The following is an 18,484-nucleotide window of genomic DNA, read 5'->3' on the forward strand; positions in this document are numbered from 1 at the left end:
TAAAAGTTTTGTCAAAAACAATTTTTAAATTTTAGTTATTTACGGGGACTAGCCCCCTGCGAAGCGTGCCCTTAGGGTACGAACCCCCAGTTCTTTTATTGGTATAAAAGAACCTTATATCCTTCGGATACGCTTCGCGAAGAACTAAATTTTTGATACTATATTAAGCTAAATTAAAATATAATTATTTATTAATTAAGAATTTGCTCTCTTCTCTCTTTTGTCTAAAATTGAATATATTATTGTTAATACTATTCCAAAAATATTCAAAGCACATGCTACCAAAAATGCATTCTGATAAGTGCCATATTGACGATACATGCTTCCCATAACAGTTGGTCCAAAATATCCAGCTATAGCAACACCAATAAACATGATTCCGTAATTAACACTGTTGTTTAATGTTCCAAATTTTGAAGCTGTAAATCCGGGGAAAACTCCCATAAATGAACCAAAACAAAGTCCTACTATTGATATGCCAACATAGAATATCACATTAGTGCCTTCTCCTGATTTGTAAAGGCATAATAAACCTATTGCACCAAGTATGCATGAAAAAGCTAATGTTAATATTCTTCCAATTTTATCTGAAGAGTATCCTGCTATAATTCTTCCAAATACATTAAATAATGCAAGAACTGAAACAGCAGTACTCGCAGCAATAGCACTCATACCAACCAAATTTCTTGCAACTGCTGAAGCCTGAGAAGTAATCATCATTCCTGTAAAAGCTCCGCAAGTAAATAGAAGTATCATTACATAGAAAGCAGGAGTTTTAAGCATTCCTTTCCAATCTTTATTTACAGGAGCAGCATTTGATTTTTTCTTTTCCGGAGGAGTCCAGCCATCTGGCACGAAGTTTGGAGGACATTTCTCTATAGTAAAAGAACAAAATGCAAGTATAATACAAAAAGCTACACCTACAATTTTGAAAGCAGTAGGAGCATCAAATTTATTAACTATTGTAGTAACTATAGGAGGAAGTGCTACAGAACCAAAACCATATACTGCAGTGATAATACCGCCTACTAATCCGCTTTTATCTGGGAAAAATTTTATGCAGCTGCTTATTGCTGTACCATATGCCATGCCTAATCCAAGCCCGCCTATTAAAGCATAAGACACAATTAAAAATCCTACACTTGTAGCAAAACCAGAAAGAAGCATTCCTACTCCCCACATCATACCGCCTACAAATAAAACTTTTTTAGGTCCAAACTTATCATTAACCCAACCGCCGCTTATCATTGTGATAGGTCCAACGCTATTAGCTATTGTATATACTATAGCCAAATCTGCAGAAGTTAATGTTCTTCCCAATATGCCGGATAAATACTCCGCCATAGGTGCGGCAAATACACTCCAAGTATAAATAGAGCCTAAACATAGATTGACTAAACATACAACAAAAAGTATAAACCACCTCTTTTTTGTGTAATTCATAAATATACTCCTATACATTATTTTTTATATGAAAAACATTTATAAAATGTTATTCTCATGCTCTTTATAGTAAAATATTAATATTTTAATGTGTATGTATGATAATATATATATTTAAACATGTCAATATATACATATTGATTTTTATATGTATTTTACTATAGATTTTAATTTTAATAGTGTTATAATAGGAATGCTAAAAATAATAATTGGAGCAGTTTTTTATGGGAGTGCTAAAATACGCTATATTGGGGCTTTTAAATAAAAAAAGTATGACAGGATATGATATTACAAAAGAATTTGAAGAGGCTTTGTGTGAATTTTGGAGTGCAAAGCATAGTCAAATATATCCGGAATTAAAAACTCTTCATGAACAGAGCATGGTGGAATATAAAATAGAGATATCCGGTACTGTTCTTGAAAAAAAGTTGTATTCAATAACAGAACTTGGTAAAAAAGACTTTATGAAATGGCTTGAATCAAAAAAAGATATTCCTCCTACTTTTAAAGACGAGTTTAGGCTGCAGCTGTTTTTTTCAGATTTTTTATCAGAAAAGAATAGGGAAGAATTAATTGTTAATCATCTTAATCAGCATAGAGATAGGTTAGAACATTTGAGAAATAATCAAAAGAAATTTGACTCTATTCCAGAAAAAAATACTAATGCTTTTAGCGATTATTTAGTATTAATGGGGGCTATTATGCGTGAAGAGAATACTTGCAGATGGCTTGAGAAATGTTTGGAGTTATGCGGTAAATAGAATTTTATCATAAAAAATTATTAATACAAAAATACTATAATTTATTTACTATACAATAAAAAGTGCTTTACATATTGCAAATAATGCCGAGTAATATAATATAGAATATAAAAAAAATTAAGAAAGAATATGACAGTTTATATTATAGTATTTATTGTAGTATTTTGTATATTACTTTTTATTGCAAGTAAAATACTTCCAAAATTGTATTCAAAATATATCCAGTCTGATATGGATAGAGTAAATAATTTTATAGCAGCAGAAAAGTATGATTTGGCAATAAAAAAATTAAGAGATATACAATCAAAATCACATAATAAATCTTCTAAAATGTATAAAATTATAGGAGATTGTTATTATAAAATGGGTGAATATCCTTTTGCAATAGTTGAATATAGACATGCAATAGATACAGGAGATGATGCACCGGAAACAGTAATATCTTTAGGTAAATCTTTAAATGCTATAGGAAGAAAAGAAGAATCATTAGCACAGTTTTTATCTTTATTAAAATTGGGCGGAGAGTATAAAGTTAATGTTTCTATAGAAATAGGTAAGATATACTATGATAATGGTCAATATAATACAGCTTTTCAATTTTTTGAGAATGCTTTAGAGAATGATTCTACAAATAAAGAGGCATTAAAATATAAGGCGTATTGTTATGTTAGTGCGGGCAATTATAATGAAGCTATAGTTATAATGAATGGTATTATTAATAAATATCCTAATGACCCTGCTTTGAATTATAATTTGGGACGTGCTTATAAAGGTAAATCAGACTCTAAAAATGCTATTAAACATTATAAAATATCTAGCAAAGACAGAGAGTATGCTATTAAATCTTTGTATGAAATAGCTTTATGTTATATAGAATTAAATAATATAGAGTTTGCTATTAAATATTTGGAAATGGCTATTGCTTATGACGGTATTGATAGAGAGTTGAATTTAGCTATATTATATCAATTATCTGAATGCTACAGCAGAATGGAAAATATTAATAAGGCTATAGAGTATTTAGAAAATATAATTATAATAAATCCAAATTATAAAGATGCTGAGAAAAAATTGGCTGAATATAAAGAGTCAAGATATAGTGATAATATTAAGAGCTTCTTTAAACTTGATGAAAATGAATTTGCTGATTTGGCATTAAAAATAGTAGCTACTATGAATTTAATTCCATATTCATTGAAAACTACAGATAAAAAATATGTTATAATTTTTGCTAAAGACGGAAAGAGTGTGCATTCTACCAAAAAGATAGTATTTTTTAGAATGTCATATAGTCCTATATTTAATGAAGAGCTTATACAGTTATATGATTATGCAGTTAATGCTAATGTGGTTAATTCTGTGCTTGTAACTTGTGCTATGGCTACTCCTGATGCTATAAGATATGCTGCTATGTCAAGAATTGATATAGTGGGTATTAAACGCTTAGAAAGTTTAGTAGAAAAGTCTACATTTACAAGTGTTCCTGTTGGTGTTACTAGGGCTGAAGAAAAATTAGACTGGATTGTATAAATTTTTTGTCTTATGAAAAAAGTTCAAGATTTTTATTTTAAAAAAGCTAAAGAAGAAAATTATAAAGCGAGAAGTGTATTTAAATTAGAAGAGGCACAAAATAAATTTAAGTTTATTAAATCGTCTGATAATGTTCTTGATGTGGGCTGTTCTCCGGGTTCTTTTAGTCAATATATGCTTAATAAGATTATTAAAACAGGTTCTGTTGTGGGGGTTGACATACTTCCTAATAATTTTTCTCATCAGAGATTTAAATTTATTCTTGGCGATATAAAAGAAATGGACGCTTCCACTTTTGACAATATAGAGTTTGATGTTGTTGTTAGCGATGCTATGCCCAATACTACTTCAGACAGAGAAACTAATCATTTGCGTTCTATAGGTTTGTGTGAGAAAATATTTTATTTGGCAAAAGATGTATTAAAAGACAATGGGAATTTTTTTATAAAGGTTTTTGACGGAAAAGATTTGCCGAATTTTAAAAAAGAGCTTAATGATTATTTTGACTCTGTAACAGTGTTTAAGCCGAAAAGTTCAAGAGATGAAAGCAGAGAAGTGTTTTTATTTGCCAAAGGATTTAAAAAGAATAATTAAAAGGGCAAGTATAAAACCTGCCCTCTTGCAAAAATTATTATAAAGATTTAACTATGTCTTTAAGTTTATTTAAATCTTCAGCATTAGGGTGCCCCATAGCATTTGAATGATTAGCTAATTTTCCTTCTATTACTTTTTTCTCATCATCACTAGCCGCTTTAGCTAACATATTTTCAAGATTTTTTTTCTGTCCTTCAATCCACTGACCCTGACAAGCATAAGTGCCAATTATTGTATTAGAAGAATCTATAAATGTTTTAGCAGGATTAAGCATTTTATCATAATAAGCCTGATTATCTCCATAACCAACAGTCATAAATAAAAATACTTTTTTGTTTTTTAATGTTTCCATAAACTTACCAGCAGCCTCATCGCAAGTTCCCTTATAGCTTCCAGCACCAACAAATACTATATCAGAATCATTAACTTTAGCATTGTCTGCTTCATTTACTTTAACGCATTGTAAGCATTCTCCATTAGCAGCTTCTTTTATAGCAAGAGCTAATTTTTCTGTATTTCCGCTCTTACTTGTATAAACTATTGAGTATTTCATTTTACAATCTCCTTTAAATGTTAGATTAATATAATAATATATTATTTCAATATTTTTGCAAGTATGAAGTTTTTTTGAAAATATCTATTAAAAAAACATATTGACAAATTTCGATATGTTTGTTATAATACATATCGATAAAGTTCGATATGTTGTAGGAGGTTTAATGAAAAATTATAAAAAAGATGCTTGCGTGTTTAAAGCTTTTTGTGATGAGAATAGACTTCAAATATTAGAAATGTTAAAAGAAGGTGAGATATGTGCTTGTAAAATTTTAGAAAAATTAAATATAGTTCAGTCAACATTATCTCATCATATGAAAATACTTTTAGATGCAAAAATAGTAAACGCAAGAAAAGAAGGCAAATGGACTCATTATAGTATAAATAAACAAGGCTTTGAAGAGGCAAAAAAGATTCTTAACTCCTATGGAGAATATGGAGATAAAGCAAAAACTAATAAAACAATAAAATGCAAGTGCGATTAATATAATAATGTTTAGAGGCATTAAGATTATGGAAAATAAAAAACAAAATATAAGTTTTTTTCAGAAATATTTAACTTTATGGGTATTTATATGCATGGTTATAGGGGTATTGATATCTAAATTTGTTCCTATCATACCAGATACATTAAATAAATTTGAATACGCCAATGTGTCTGTACCCATAGCAATATTAATATGGCTTATGATATATCCTATGATGATGAGTGTAGATTTTCAAAGCATAAAAGATGTTACAAAAAATCCAGAAGGTTTATTTGTTACTTGGATTGTCAATTGGCTTATAAAACCTTTTACTATGTTTTTTATAGCTTCATTGTTTTTTTATACTATACTAAATCAATTCATACCAAAAGATTTAGCAAAAGAATATTTAGTTGGAGCTGTACTTTTGGGGGCTGCTCCATGTACTGCGATGGTATTTGTTTGGAGTGCTTTGACAAATGGAAATCCATCATACACTGTTGTACAGGTTGCAACTAATGATTTAATAATACTTGTAGCATTCGTTCCTATAGTGAAATTTTTATTAGGTATATCAAATGTTACAGTACCTTGGAATACATTATTTTTATCTGTTGTATTATTTGTTCTTATTCCTTTAACTGCTGGTATTATTACGAGAGTTTATGTATGCGGTAAAAAAGGAATAGAATATTTTAATAATATTTTTATTCATAAATTTGATAATATTACTATAATAGGATTGCTATTAACATTAATATTATTATTTAGTTTTCAGGGAAAAGTTATATTATCAAACCCCATTCATATAATTTTGATAGCCATACCTTTAATATTACAAACATTCTTAATATTTTTTATATCTTATATTGCAAGTTATTTATTAAAGCTTCCTCATAATGTAGCAGCACCTGCAGGCATGATAGGAGCTTCAAATTTCTTTGAACTTGCTGTAGCAGTGGCAGTATCATTATTTGGAGTTAATTCTAGGGCGGCACTTGCCACCATTGTAGGTGTTTTAGTTGAGGTGCCTGTAATGCTTACCCTTGTGAAAATAGCAAATGAAACAAAATATAAATTTAAAAATTAATTTATATAAAAGATTTGGAGTTGCAAAAAATGGAAAACATAAAAACTATATTTATATTTATACAAGATCAAATTATATCTATGAAATGGCTTAATGCTTTGATAGGAAATATATTAAATAATTTTGCTATGTCAGAAACATTAAAAGGCGTTATACAGTTTTTTGTTTATGATGTGATAAAAATATTTATTCTTCTTTCAGTGTTAATATTTTGTATATCATATATTCAAAGCTACTTTCCTCCGGAGAGAACCAAAAAAATATTAGGCAGATTTAATGGAATATCAGCAAATATATTAGCAGCACTTTTTGGAACAGTTACTCCTTTTTGTTCTTGTTCTTCTATACCTCTTTTTATAGGTTTTACTTCTGCGGGAATACCAATATCTATGACATTTTCTTTTTTAATATCATCGCCTCTTGTAGATTTAGCCTCTTTAATACTTCTTTCAAGTGTATTTGGAATGAAGATTGCTGTTGCTTATGTTGTTGTGGGGCTTATACTTGCTGTTTTGGGTGGCACTATAATAGGCAAACTTAAAATGGAGAGATATTTAGAAGACTTTGTGAAAAATATAAAATCTAATGCTAATATAGAAATAGCAAAGATGACAAAAAAAGAGAGATTAATATATTCAAAAAATCAGGTAAAGCAAACTATAAAAAAGGTTTATTTATATATATTTATAGGTGTAGGAATTGGAGCTTTTATACATAATGTTATACCTGAAGCATGGATAAATGCTATACTTGGAAAAAATAATTGGTATTCTGTGCCTTTGGCTTCTTTGGTAGGTATTCCAATGTATGCGGATATATTTGGTACACTTCCTATTGCTGAGAGTTTATATTATAAGGGGGCTGGTTTAGGTACTATATTATCATTTATGATGTCTGTTACTGCTTTATCGCTTCCTTCTATGATTATGATTAAAAAGGTTGTAAAAATGCCTCTTCTTATAGTTTTTGTTGGCATTGTTACTGTTGGCATAATAATAATTGGCTATTTATTTAATGTTTTTTATTTTATATAAAAAATTATTAGCAGATTATTGCTGTAATATTTTAATTTGACAATTATGTTTTATAGATTATACTTAAAAATATGTAAAACTAAATTATCAGTAAAATTATTGAAAAAGTTTTATTTAGCAATCTTGAATAATTGTTTAACAATAAATATATTATAGTTGTTTAAAAAACGGTTTTGTATTTTAAGTGCATAGTTAAAATTACAATTTTTATAATACAGCATAAATATTGTTATTAATTGTAAAAAATAAATATAAAAAGGAAATTATTTTATGAGTAAAAGAATTTTTGAACTTGCTTTAGAAGATGTATTAAATATGAATGCATCTTTATTAAAAGAGATTATAAAAAAGTCTGAGGGAAGGTCTGTAATGGCGGAAGCATGTTGCGGTCATCAGCCTTTAATAGATTCTGTTAGCAATGCAGAAGCAGCAAGTGCATTCGGTGCTGACTTTATAACATTAAATCTTTTTGATATGAATAAGCCTTTTATTTGGGGATTATATAAAGAAAATCCTGATTCTTCAGAATCAATATGGCTTTCTGCAAGATTAAAAGGCATAGTTAATGAGATGAATAAGAACAATGATAATATCATTAGAGATTTGAAAAAAGTTACAGGAAGGTTAATAGGAGTTAATTTAGAGCCTGTGCCGGAAGATAGTAATTATAATCCCGGTTTTAGAGCTTCAAAAGAAAATTATGAAAAGCTTCTTAAATATGGTTTTGATTATGTTGTTCTTACAGGAAACCCTAATACTGGTGTTACTATAGAAAATATATCAAAAGCTGCTAAGGAATTAAGAACAGTGTGCGGTGATAAGATTCTTATTATTGCCGGCAAAATGCATGGGGCAGGCGGAGATAATGTATATTCTATGGAAGAGCTTGACAATATGGTTAAGGCTGGTGCTGATGTTGTTATGGTTGGTGCTCCTTCAACACTCCCCGGATATACTGTTGATTTTGTTCATGAACAGATAAAGAGAGTACATAGTTTCGGAGCTTTAGCAAAAACTGCTATAGGTACTTCTCAAGAGGGTGCTGATGTTAATACTATTAGAGAGATGACTTTATGGTCAAAGATGGCGGGAGCTGATATTGTTCATATTGGAGATGCTGCTTATTGTGGAATGGCGTTGCCTGAAAATATTATGGCTATGTCTATTGCTCTTAGGGGTATAAGACACACTTATAGGAGAATGGCTTATAGAAAATAATTTTATAAAAAATAATTTATAAAAATAGATTATAAAAAGATATAATTGCAAATTTATTTAATATTTTTTAAAAATAAATTTGCAATTATATTAATATACCTATATGATGTATATATAAAGAAACTTTAAGAGGTATATATGCAAAGAATAGATTTTGGCTGAGGCTGTTTGCCTGATCCTCTGGAAGATGAGGGTATACAAAGAGAAGTTGATAAAATACTTCTATTATCAAATGAAAACTCTGCTGAAATGCTTAGTAATTTGCAAAATGCTCTAAATAAATTAAATATTGATTTTCCTATTAAATGTACTGATGATAAGGCTATTATGTCATATTATGGAGTTATGACTTTGCCGGCACTTATAATAGATGATGAGCTTGTTTCTTATGGTGAAATTCTTTCTGAAGAAAAATTAATATGTATTTTACAAGAAAAAATGTTATAATTATATATTAAAATAAAATTTTAAGGAGAAAATTATATGTCATTAAAAGATCTTTTTTTTGGTAAATCTGATTGCGGCTGAGGACCTGCTACAGATCCCTTCGGTGAAGAGGAAAAAGTACAAGAAGAACCTATTGATGCAAGGGTTAAAATACTTGGCACAGGCTGCGAAAATTGTAAAAAATTAGAAGAAAATACTATAGCAGCAATCGAAGAAGCGAAACTTGATTTGGCTATCAAACATGTAGAAAATATGGAAGATATAGCATTTTATGGTGTTATGTCAACTCCAGCTTTGGTTTTAGATGATAAGGTTCTTTCTTATGGAAAAGTATTAAGTAAAGAAGAGATCATTGAATTGTTGAAATCTAATTTATAATTTTTATATTATATTTTATATAAAAAGAGATGAGTATATTTTATATTCATCTCTTTTTTATTATTGTTTTTATGTATTTTTTATAATCTAACAAATATTTATTTATCAATTTAGTAATCTATTAATTAATTTTTTATAATTTAATATGTATTTATCTTTCATTTATTTAAAAACTTAAAAAAATATATCTATTTTTAGAAAAAATTTAGAATTTATCTTGAAATAGTTATACCTATATAGTATAATATATTTATTAATAATTAATACTAATAAGGAGTAATTAAGATGTCAGATAAAAAATTAACAACAGAATTTGGTGCCCCAGTAGAAAACAATCAGCATTCTATGACAGCAGGTGCGAGAGGACCTATGTTGCTTCAAGATGTATGGTTTATGGAAAAGATGGCACACTTTGATAGGGAAGTTATACCAGAAAGAAGAATGCACGCTAAAGGTTCTGGAGCATATGGTACATTTACGGTTACTCATGATATAACAAAATATACTAAAGCAAAAATATTCTCTGAGATTGGAAAGAAGACAGAGTTGTTTGTAAGATTTTCTACTGTTGCTGGAGAGAGAGGGGCTGCTGATGCCGAGAGAGATATAAGAGGTTTTGCTATTAAATTTTATACTGAAGAAGGAAACTGGGACTTGGTAGGAAATAATACTCCTGTATTTTATTTTAGAGACCCTTTGAAATTTCCAGATTTAAATCACGCTGTAAAAAGAGACCCTAAAACTAATATGAGAAGTGCTCAAAACAAATGGGACTTTTTAACTTCACTTCCTGAAGCAATTCACCAAATAACTATAGATATGAGTGATAGAGGGATACCTTATAGTTATAGGCATATGCACGGATTTGGCAGCCATGCTTATAGTTTTATAAACAAAGAAGGTAAAAGGTATTGGGTAAAATTCCATTTCAAAACTCAGCAAGGAATTAAAAACCTTACAGATGAAGAAGCTGCAGCAATAATAGCAAAAGACAGAGAAAGCTCTCAAAAAGATTTATTTGAAGCTATAGAAAGAGGCGACTTCCCTAAATGGAATATGAAAATTCAGATAATGACAGAAGAACAAGCTAATGCAAGTAAAAGAAATCCATTTGACTTAACTAAAACTTGGTCACAAAAAGAATATCCTTTAATTGATGTTGGTGTTTTAGAATTAAATAGAAATCCTGAAAACTATTTTGCAGAAGTTGAACAATCAGCATTCAGCCCTTCTACAATAGTTCCGGGTATTGGTTTCTCACCAGACAGAATGCTTCAAGGAAGATTATTCTCATATACTGATACTCAAAGATATAGATTAGGTGTTAATTATGCAAGCATACCAGTAAATGCTCCTAAGTTTAAACCTAACACTTATCATAGAGATGGATATATGAGAGTAGAGTCTAATGGTTCTAAAGTTGAATATGAGCCAAACTCACAAGGCGAATGGAAAGAGCAAAGAGAATATGCAGAGCCTCCTTTGAAGATTTATGGCGATGCTTATAGATATGACCATAGAGAAGATGATGATGATTACTACACTGATGCAAGAGCTTTATTTAATCTTATGACGGAGGCACAAAAACAAGTGTTGTTTGAAAATACAGCAAGAGATATGAATGGTGTTACTAAAGAAGTACAATTAAGACATATTAAAAACTGTATGAATGTTGATAAGGCTTATGGACTTGGTGTTGCTAAGGCATTAGGTTTTGACGAAAAAGATATAAAATAAACAATTAACAAATAACAATCTCCATAAATAATACGATAATAGTCAATCGATTTTTCGGTTGGCTATTATTGTATTATATACAATATAATTAGTATTTTTCTAAAAATAGTTTTTGTATTTCAATGATGTTTTTTACTATTTACCAAGTATTTTATTTAAGTTTTATTAGTTTTTTTTGTATAAAAACAACAATAATAAGTTGACAAAACGAAAGCAGTTTTATATATTTATATAATTATATTAAAAAATATTATAATTTTATTTATATAAATTTATTTTAGGAGTTATGTAAAATGATTAGCATTATTGAAAATGATAAAAAAAGAAAACTATTCTTTTTAAACACCATCTCATCATCTTTAGTATTAATGGTGCATGAGGACAATTATGTGTTTATGCCTTATTGGGGTGCAAAAATAGAGGCAAGCAGCATAGATTATATTATTGATGAAATTACTGAAGCTAATTATATGGCAGATACTGATAGCAGAAAAAAATTCCAGCTTGAAGTAATACCTCAAATATATCCTTCCTACGGCTACACAGATTTAAAAGAACCCGCATTTCATTTTGTGCATAAAGACGGTTCAAGAATAACAGACTTGCGTTATAAATCACATAACATATATAAAACTAAAAAGAAATTAGAAGGTCTTCCTACAGTATTATCAGATGAACATAGTGAAGTATTAGAATTAGTTTTATTTGATGAATTAAAAAAAATTGAAGTAGTAATTACTTTAGCTGTATTTGAAAAATATAATGCAATAACAAAATCAGTAAAAGTAATAAATAAAAATGAAACAGATTCTTTATACATAGAAAAAATAATGTCAGCAAATATTGACCTTCAGGAATCAAATTTTGAATTGCTTCATTTAGCTGGTTCTTGGGGAAGAGAATGTCATATTAAGAGAAGAAGATTAGAGCAAGGAATGCAGTCTATAGGAAGTGCGAGAGGGGCATCAGGACATGGTCAGAATCCTTTTGCTGCTTTAATATCTCCTAATACTGATGAAAATAATGGTGAAGTATATGCGATGAATTTTGTCTACAGCGGAAATTTTAAGGTAAGTGCTGAAGTGGATATGCATTTAAATACTAGATTTCAAATAGGTATAAATGATTTTGATTTCGGCTGGACATTAATGCCTAATGAAGAGTTTCAAACTCCTGAAGCTGTGCTTGTATATACAAACAAAGGTTTAGGCGATATGTCAAGAACTTTCCACAAACTTTATCAGGATTGCTTAATGTCAAGAAAATATGCTTATAAAGAGCGTCCTATTTTGATAAACAGTTGGGAATCTAACTATTTTGATTTTAATAAAGAAAGTCTTTTAAAATTGGCTAAAGAGGCTAAAAGCATAGGAGCTGAGTTATTTGTATTAGATGATGGTTGGTTTGGAAAAAGAGATGATGATAAAAGTTCTTTGGGAGATTGGACACCTAATGAAAAAAAACTTGGCGGAAGTTTGTCTGCTTTGATAGATGATATAAATAAAACTGGATTAAGTTTTGGATTATGGTTTGAACCTGAAATGGTATCTCCTGATAGTGATTTATTTAGAAAGCACCCAGAGTGGGCTATTCAAGTTAAAGGCAGAAAAATAGAGACTTCAAGATATCAGTATGTATTAGATTTAAGTAATCCTGAAGTATGCGATTATATAATAAACTTTATGACTGATATTTTATCTAAAAATAATATTTCTTATGTTAAATGGGATATGAATAGAAATATTACAAATTTAGGTTCATCTTATCTTAAACCTGAAAAACAAAAAGAACAGGCTCATAGATATATGTTAGGTCTTTATGGGGTATTAGAAAATATTGTTAATGCTTTTCCTAATGTATTATTTGAAAGCTGTGCAGGCGGCGGCGGAAGATGCGATGCTGGTATGCTTTATTATATGCCTCAAGTTTGGACAAGTGATGATACTGATGCTATAGAAAGACTTGCTATACAATATGGAGCTTCTTTAATTTATCCTTCAATATCTTTGGCTTGTCATATTTCTGATATACCTAATCATCAAACACATAGAAAAGAAAGAATAGAAACAAGAGCAAATGTTGCTATGTGGGGCAATTTGGGATTAGAATTGAACTTAAATAAAATAAGCGAAGAAGACAGAAAAATTATATCAGAAAAATTGGAAGTTTATAAAAGTATAAGAAGCACTGTTCAGTTTGGAAGCCTTTACAGATTAAAAGGTTTAGATGCTAAAAATGAATATGCTTGGCTTCACAAGAGCATTGATGAAAAAACTATAGTTGTAAATTATGTTCAAATAAATGTAATTCCTAATTTATTGACAAAGCGTTTGCGTTTACAGGCATTAGACTCTAAAGCTAAATATAAAGTAAATGATTCTGATAAAATCTACACTGGAGAAGAGTTAATGAATGTTGGGCTTGTGCTTGGAGAGATAGCAGAAGATGCTGTGGCTATTCAATGGATAATAAAAAAGATTGATTAATTTTTATTGACAAAAAATAATAGTATCAGGCAATTAACATAATATAATTAACATAATATAATTAACATAATACTACCTGATACTATTTTTTTGTTTGTGTTTTTTTGATTTGTTTCAATATAAAAATTTTTTTAATAAATAGTATTCTGTTCAAAAAATGATGTTTCAATAAATTTTAAAAAAATTTATAAACCCAATTATTAATAAAATTTTTTTATAAAAAATCTATTATTGTAAAATTAAACATCATAATTAATAAAACTCTTCATTAATATGTTATAAGTAATAAAAAATAATTTTGAAAAAATAAAATAATTTTTCATTTATGTATTGACATAATTTTTATTTTACTATATAAGACTTGTGTCAATTCAAGAGATACTGTTTTTGAATTTGTCAATTAAAACTATTTAGGAGTAAATCAATATTATGAAAAAGATTTTGATTTTCTTAAGTCTCGTGAGCATGATCATGCTTACTTCTTGCGGAGGTGGCGCCTCTAGTTCTACTGATATCGTTATAACAGGTTCTTCTTCAGTTTCACCGTTAATGTTCAAGTTAGCTGAAAAATTTGAAGAAGTTAATTCCAACTATACTGTAACAGTAGAAACATCAGATTCAACTATTGGAGTTCAGGACACTATAAACGGCAACAACAATATAGGTATGGCTTCAAGAAATTTGAAAGAAGATGAGTTACCAAGTTTAGATGCTTATTTATTGTGTCAAGATGGTATAGTAGTCATCGCTAACAAAGATTCTGACATTGCTCAGATAAGCGAAGAAGAATTATATAATCTTTACATGAACAATACTGCTATAGGAAGTGTAACTAAATCTATTTCAAGAGAAGATGGTTCTGGTACAAGAAGTGCTTTTACAGACTTAACTTCTATCGGAAAAGAAAATCCATTACCTGCAACTGTTGAAATATTAGATGGAACAGGAAAGGTTAAAACATCAGTAATGAGTGATGCTTCAAAAATTGGATATATTTCTTTGGGTTCTATTGATGATACAATAAAGCCTTTAGCATATAAAGCAAAAGGTCAAAATGAATATGTTCAAGCATCAGTAGAAAATATTAAAAGTGATGCCTACAAGCTATACCGTCCTTTCTACATATTCACTAAAAAGGGTGTAGAACTCGATGAAGGAACTAAGGCTTTCTTAGATTTCATTAATAGTGAAGCAGGGAAAACGGTCATAAACGAAAATGGCTATGTAGCTAACTAATTTGAAATGAATAAGTCGATGTACAATATTTTTTGTATATCGGCTTTTTTTATTTCTAAGTAATTTTTAAGGACATTTATTTTGAGTAAGAATATTAATAAATATAAGTTTAATGAAATAATAGATAATATAATGAGATATATATTTTTTATATGTTCTATATTTTCAGTTATAGTTGTATTTTCAATATGTATTTTTATATTTATCTATAGTGTGCCAATATTTAAAGAGGTTGGATTTTTTCAATTTGTTTTTGGAATGAATTGGTCTCCTTCAACAAAGGATTTTGGAATATTGCCGATGATTGTAGGCTCTCTATATATCACGATTCTTTCAGTATTTCTTGGGGGAGGATTTGGTTTTTTTACAGCGGTTTATATATCAATGTTTGCTCCAAAAAATATAAGAGTAATATTATCTCAGGTAATAGATTTGCTTGCGGGAATTCCATCTATAGTTTATGGATTCTTTGGAATGGTAGTATTAGTGCCTTTTCTAAAAAACTTCTCTCCTAATGATGTAGGTGAGGGGGTATTAGCTAGTTCTATAATACTTGCTATAATGATACTTCCTACTATAACGTCAATTACAAGATACAATTTGGAAGCAGTTTACAAATACTATTATGATGGTGCAAGGGCTTTGGGTAATACTCATTCACAAGCTATTTTTGGTGTTATAGTAAAGGCTGCAAAGTCGGGAATATTTTCTGCTATAGTGCTTGGCATGGGGAGAGCTATTGGTGAGACTATGGCTGTTATGATGGTGGCAGGTAATGCTCCTTTTATACCTAAAGATTTATTCTCATATTTTAGAACTATGACTATTAATATAGCATTAGAGATGGGTTATGCAACGGGCAATCATAGGTCAGCATTAATTGCAACTGCTTTTGTGCTGCTCATATTTATACTTATAATCAATATAGTACTTTCTATTCTAAAAAGAAATAATTTGTATTTTTCATTTTCTTTTTCTAATCTTTTTAGAAAAAACAAAGAGCTTAAAACAAATATAAATGATTTTTCTTTTAAGAAGTTTGACATGAAAATGAATACAGTGAAAGCTACTATTTTAGAATATATTTCTGTGTTTGCTTCTATTGTATCTACACTGCTTTTAGTTTTTATAGTATTATTTATACTTATTAGAGGACTTCCTCATATAACATTAAATTTACTATTTGGTGAAAGCAACAATTCTCAAATGACGCTTTTGCCTGCAATAGTTTCTACTTCTATGATGCTTTTTATGTCTTTAATAATAGCAATTCCATTAGGAGTATTTGCTGCTATTTATTTAACAGAATATTCAAAAGCAAAAAGTCAGTTAATATCTATAATAAGAATATTTACAGACAGTTTATCAGGAATACCTTCAATAGTGTTTGGGCTTTTTGGTATGTTGGTGTTTGCTAATCTTTTTGGTATGGGAAGAAGCATATTAGCGGGTTCTCTCACATTGGTGTTAATAATACTTCCTTCTATAATAAGACAAACAGAAGAGACATTACTATCAATACCTTCAAGTTTAAGAGAGGGTAGTTTAGCATTAGGAGCTTCAAAGGTGAGAACAATATTTAAGATAGTTTTGCCTTGCGGTTTCTCTGGAATAATGACTTCTGTTATTTTGAGTATTGGTAGAATTGTGGGAGAGAGTGCTGCTTTAATATATACTGCCGGTGCTGTTAGATATATGCCTAAGGGTTATTTTAGTGCTGGAAGTTCTTTTTCTGTTATGATGTGGATGTTTTCAAGCGAGGGGCTTTACATTAATCAAACATTCGCTACTGCAAGTATTTTGCTTATAATGGTTATACTTCTTAATGCTTCATTATTTTTAGTGAACACAAAATTAAAAAAAGATTATTAAATTCTAAGGGGATTGAATATATATGGCTAATGAATTAAATAATGTGGTAAACTTTGATTTTAATACTGATATAGCTATTAAGGTTAGAGATTTAGATTTATATTATGAATCTTTTCAAGCTTTAAAAAATATAAATATTGATATAAACAAAAATAGCGTAACGGCTTTTATAGGTCCTTCTGGCTGCGGAAAATCTACTCTTTTAAAAACATTTAATAGAATGAATGATTTAATTCCAAACTGCAAAATAGAAGGGGATATAGAAATAGCCGGAGTTAATATATATAATAAAAATGTTAATGTATCGTATTTGAGAAAAAATGTTGGAATGGTTTTTCAGAAATCTAATCTTTTTGCTATGAGTGTTTATGATAATATTGCTTATGGACCAAGGACTTTTGGAATAAAAAAGAAATCAGAGTTAGATGAGATTGTGGAATATAGTTTAACAAAGGCTGCTATTTGGGACGACATAAAAGATAGGCTTAATAAAAATGCTTTAGGGCTTTCCGGAGGTCAGCAGCAGAGATTATGCATTGCAAGAGCTTTATCGGTTAATCCTAAAATACTTCTTATGGACGAGCCTACAAGTGCATTAGACCCAATAAGCACTGGTAAAATAGAAGACCTTGTTGATGAGCTTAAAAATGAATATACTATAGTAATAGTTACTCATAATATGCAGCAGGCTATGAGGGTATCTGATAAGACAGCTTTCTTTTTGTTTGGCGAGATTATAGAATATAGAGAGACTGAAGAGATATTCTCTAAGCCTCAAGACCAAAGAACAGAGAGATACATCACAGGAAGATTTGGTTAATTTTATAGTTTATTATTTTTTAATAAAAAAATGGAGTAAAAAATGAAAAAATTTGAAGAAGAATTAAATAAATTAACAGAATATGTTGTTGAAGCAGGCGACATGATAATAGAGGCTTTAAGAAACTCTACAAAAGCTTTAACAAATGGAGATATTGAATTAGCAAATCAGGTTATAGAAAATGATAGAAATATAAATAGAATATCTTACAGAATAGAAAGCTCATCATTAAAAATGCTTTTATTAGAGCACCCAGTGGCAACCGATTTAAGAATAGTTTCATCTGCATTAAAGATAGCTACAGATTTAGAGAGAATAGGGGATCAGGCTAAGGATATATGCGATTTGCTTAGATTTTTATTAGAAGGAAACGTGTATAAAAATAATATTGAAACTATAATAGAGATGTCTAATATTATTGATGAGATGATTAATAATTGTCTTAAGGCATTTAAAGAGAAAAATGGAGAATTATCTAAGAGTGTTATAGAGCGAGATGATTATGTGGATAAATTATTCTACAAGATGCGTGATGCTATGGTTAATTTAATAAAGAGCAGCACTGAGAATGCTGATCAGGCTATATATTTGATGATGATAGCTAAGTATTTTGAGAAGATGGGAGACCATGCTGAAAATATAGCCAAGTGGGTTTATTATTACAGCACAGGAGACAGAGTTAAGTAATATAATTATATTTTAAGTGATAGTTGAGAAAAAAGGTATATGCATATATACCTTTTTTGTTTAGGAGCCATAGATATTGCACGTTTTTTAGTTAAAATAAAGTAGGTATTCCTTATAATATAAATAGCT

At 29.1% G+C, this 18,484-nt stretch carries 17 protein-coding genes; 15 read left to right on the top strand and 2 right to left on the bottom strand.

The features are described 5' to 3' along the window. Positions 1-195: 195 nt before the first annotated feature. Positions 196-1,443, bottom strand: coding sequence for an OFA family MFS transporter (locus Q0H31_RS07835; protein WP_295297019.1), 1,248 nt, complete (start codon positions 1,441-1,443; stop codon positions 196-198). 224 nt (positions 1,444-1,667) lie between these two features. Here Q0H31_RS07835 and Q0H31_RS07840 point away from each other — a divergent pair, with 224 nt between their 5' ends. The 3 genes from Q0H31_RS07840 to Q0H31_RS07850 all read left to right on the top strand — a co-directional run bounded on the left by Q0H31_RS07840 (position 1,668) and on the right by Q0H31_RS07850 (position 4,328). Then, entirely contained in the window at positions 1,668-2,204 is a 537-nt protein-coding gene (locus Q0H31_RS07840) for a PadR family transcriptional regulator (protein ID WP_295297021.1), read from the top strand. Positions 2,205-2,333: 129 nt separating this feature from the next. Continuing rightward, complete coding sequence (locus tag Q0H31_RS07845) at positions 2,334-3,734, top strand: tetratricopeptide repeat protein (protein WP_295297023.1); 1,401 nt, start codon at positions 2,334-2,336, stop codon at positions 3,732-3,734. Between the two features lie 12 nt (positions 3,735-3,746). Further along, positions 3,747-4,328: an RlmE family RNA methyltransferase gene (locus Q0H31_RS07850; protein ID WP_295297024.1), complete on the top strand. Its 582-nt coding sequence runs from the start codon at positions 3,747-3,749 to the stop codon at positions 4,326-4,328. 37 nt (positions 4,329-4,365) lie between these two features. On the opposite strand, the gene Q0H31_RS07855 is transcribed toward Q0H31_RS07850, so the two are convergent. Beyond that, complete coding sequence (locus tag Q0H31_RS07855) at positions 4,366-4,881, bottom strand: flavodoxin family protein (protein ID WP_295297026.1); 516 nt, start codon at positions 4,879-4,881, stop codon at positions 4,366-4,368. A 166-nt stretch (positions 4,882-5,047) separates the two neighbouring features. Between Q0H31_RS07855 and Q0H31_RS07860 the strand changes: the two genes are divergently transcribed. From Q0H31_RS07860 to phoU, 12 genes are all read left to right on the top strand, one after another. Further along, positions 5,048-5,368, top strand: a complete 321-nt coding sequence (locus Q0H31_RS07860) for a helix-turn-helix transcriptional regulator (protein ID WP_295297028.1) — start codon at positions 5,048-5,050, stop codon at positions 5,366-5,368. A 28-nt stretch (positions 5,369-5,396) separates the two neighbouring features. Further along, positions 5,397-6,440: an ACR3 family arsenite efflux transporter gene (arsB, locus tag Q0H31_RS07865; protein WP_295297030.1), complete on the top strand. Its 1,044-nt coding sequence runs from the start codon at positions 5,397-5,399 to the stop codon at positions 6,438-6,440. Positions 6,441-6,469: 29 nt separating this feature from the next. Beyond that, the gene (locus Q0H31_RS07870) at positions 6,470-7,474 is read left to right on the top strand and encodes a permease (protein WP_295297031.1); all 1,005 of its coding nucleotides are present in this window, start codon (positions 6,470-6,472) and stop codon (positions 7,472-7,474) included. Between the two features lie 270 nt (positions 7,475-7,744). Then, on the top strand, positions 7,745-8,692 hold the full coding sequence (locus Q0H31_RS07875; protein ID WP_295297033.1) for a hypothetical protein: 948 nt from the start codon (positions 7,745-7,747) through the stop codon (positions 8,690-8,692). A 138-nt stretch (positions 8,693-8,830) separates the two neighbouring features. Continuing rightward, positions 8,831-9,139 (top strand): thioredoxin family protein, encoded by a 309-nt coding sequence (locus Q0H31_RS07880; protein ID WP_295297034.1) that lies wholly within the window; start codon positions 8,831-8,833, stop codon positions 9,137-9,139. 36 nt (positions 9,140-9,175) lie between these two features. Further along, positions 9,176-9,517, top strand: a complete 342-nt coding sequence (locus tag Q0H31_RS07885; RefSeq protein WP_366938237.1) for a thioredoxin family protein — start codon at positions 9,176-9,178, stop codon at positions 9,515-9,517. Between the two features lie 285 nt (positions 9,518-9,802). After that, positions 9,803-11,254 carry a catalase gene (locus Q0H31_RS07890; protein WP_295297035.1) on the top strand — a complete coding sequence of 484 codons (1,452 nt, stop codon included), beginning with the start codon at positions 9,803-9,805 and terminating at the stop codon, positions 11,252-11,254. A 293-nt stretch (positions 11,255-11,547) separates the two neighbouring features. Then, on the top strand, positions 11,548-13,740 hold the full coding sequence (locus Q0H31_RS07895) for an alpha-galactosidase (RefSeq protein WP_295297036.1): 2,193 nt from the start codon (positions 11,548-11,550) through the stop codon (positions 13,738-13,740). Between the two features lie 429 nt (positions 13,741-14,169). Further along, positions 14,170-14,976: a substrate-binding domain-containing protein gene (locus Q0H31_RS07900; protein WP_295297037.1), complete on the top strand. Its 807-nt coding sequence runs from the start codon at positions 14,170-14,172 to the stop codon at positions 14,974-14,976. Between the two features lie 81 nt (positions 14,977-15,057). Continuing rightward, positions 15,058-16,848, top strand: coding sequence for a phosphate ABC transporter permease subunit PstC (gene pstC, locus Q0H31_RS07905; RefSeq protein WP_295297038.1), 1,791 nt, complete (start codon positions 15,058-15,060; stop codon positions 16,846-16,848). Positions 16,849-16,870: 22 nt separating this feature from the next. Beyond that, entirely contained in the window at positions 16,871-17,668 is a 798-nt protein-coding gene (gene pstB, locus Q0H31_RS07910; protein WP_295297040.1) for a phosphate ABC transporter ATP-binding protein PstB, read from the top strand. 42 nt (positions 17,669-17,710) lie between these two features. After that, positions 17,711-18,355, top strand: a complete 645-nt coding sequence (gene phoU, locus Q0H31_RS07915; protein ID WP_295297041.1) for a phosphate signaling complex protein PhoU — start codon at positions 17,711-17,713, stop codon at positions 18,353-18,355. Positions 18,356-18,484 lie beyond the last annotated feature (129 nt).

It is taken from the genome of uncultured Brachyspira sp. (genome assembly GCF_934747485.1).
Taxonomy (GTDB): domain Bacteria; phylum Spirochaetota; class Brachyspiria; order Brachyspirales; family Brachyspiraceae; genus Brachyspira.

Coding starts and splice junctions, on each gene's coding strand:
- Q0H31_RS07835 (WP_295297019.1), bottom strand. CDS start 1,443: ATGAATTACACAAAAAAGAGGTGGTTTATACTTTTTGTTGTATGTTTA.
- Q0H31_RS07840 (WP_295297021.1), top strand. CDS start 1,668: ATGGGAGTGCTAAAATACGCTATATTGGGGCTTTTAAATAAAAAAAGT.
- Q0H31_RS07845 (WP_295297023.1), top strand. CDS start 2,334: ATGACAGTTTATATTATAGTATTTATTGTAGTATTTTGTATATTACTT.
- Q0H31_RS07850 (WP_295297024.1), top strand. CDS start 3,747: ATGAAAAAAGTTCAAGATTTTTATTTTAAAAAAGCTAAAGAAGAAAAT.
- Q0H31_RS07855 (WP_295297026.1), bottom strand. CDS start 4,881: ATGAAATACTCAATAGTTTATACAAGTAAGAGCGGAAATACAGAAAAA.
- Q0H31_RS07860 (WP_295297028.1), top strand. CDS start 5,048: ATGAAAAATTATAAAAAAGATGCTTGCGTGTTTAAAGCTTTTTGTGAT.
- arsB (WP_295297030.1), top strand. CDS start 5,397: ATGGAAAATAAAAAACAAAATATAAGTTTTTTTCAGAAATATTTAACT.
- Q0H31_RS07870 (WP_295297031.1), top strand. CDS start 6,470: ATGGAAAACATAAAAACTATATTTATATTTATACAAGATCAAATTATA.
- Q0H31_RS07875 (WP_295297033.1), top strand. CDS start 7,745: ATGAGTAAAAGAATTTTTGAACTTGCTTTAGAAGATGTATTAAATATG.
- Q0H31_RS07890 (WP_295297035.1), top strand. CDS start 9,803: ATGTCAGATAAAAAATTAACAACAGAATTTGGTGCCCCAGTAGAAAAC.
- Q0H31_RS07895 (WP_295297036.1), top strand. CDS start 11,548: ATGATTAGCATTATTGAAAATGATAAAAAAAGAAAACTATTCTTTTTA.
- Q0H31_RS07900 (WP_295297037.1), top strand. CDS start 14,170: ATGAAAAAGATTTTGATTTTCTTAAGTCTCGTGAGCATGATCATGCTT.
- pstB (WP_295297040.1), top strand. CDS start 16,871: ATGGCTAATGAATTAAATAATGTGGTAAACTTTGATTTTAATACTGAT.
- phoU (WP_295297041.1), top strand. CDS start 17,711: ATGAAAAAATTTGAAGAAGAATTAAATAAATTAACAGAATATGTTGTT.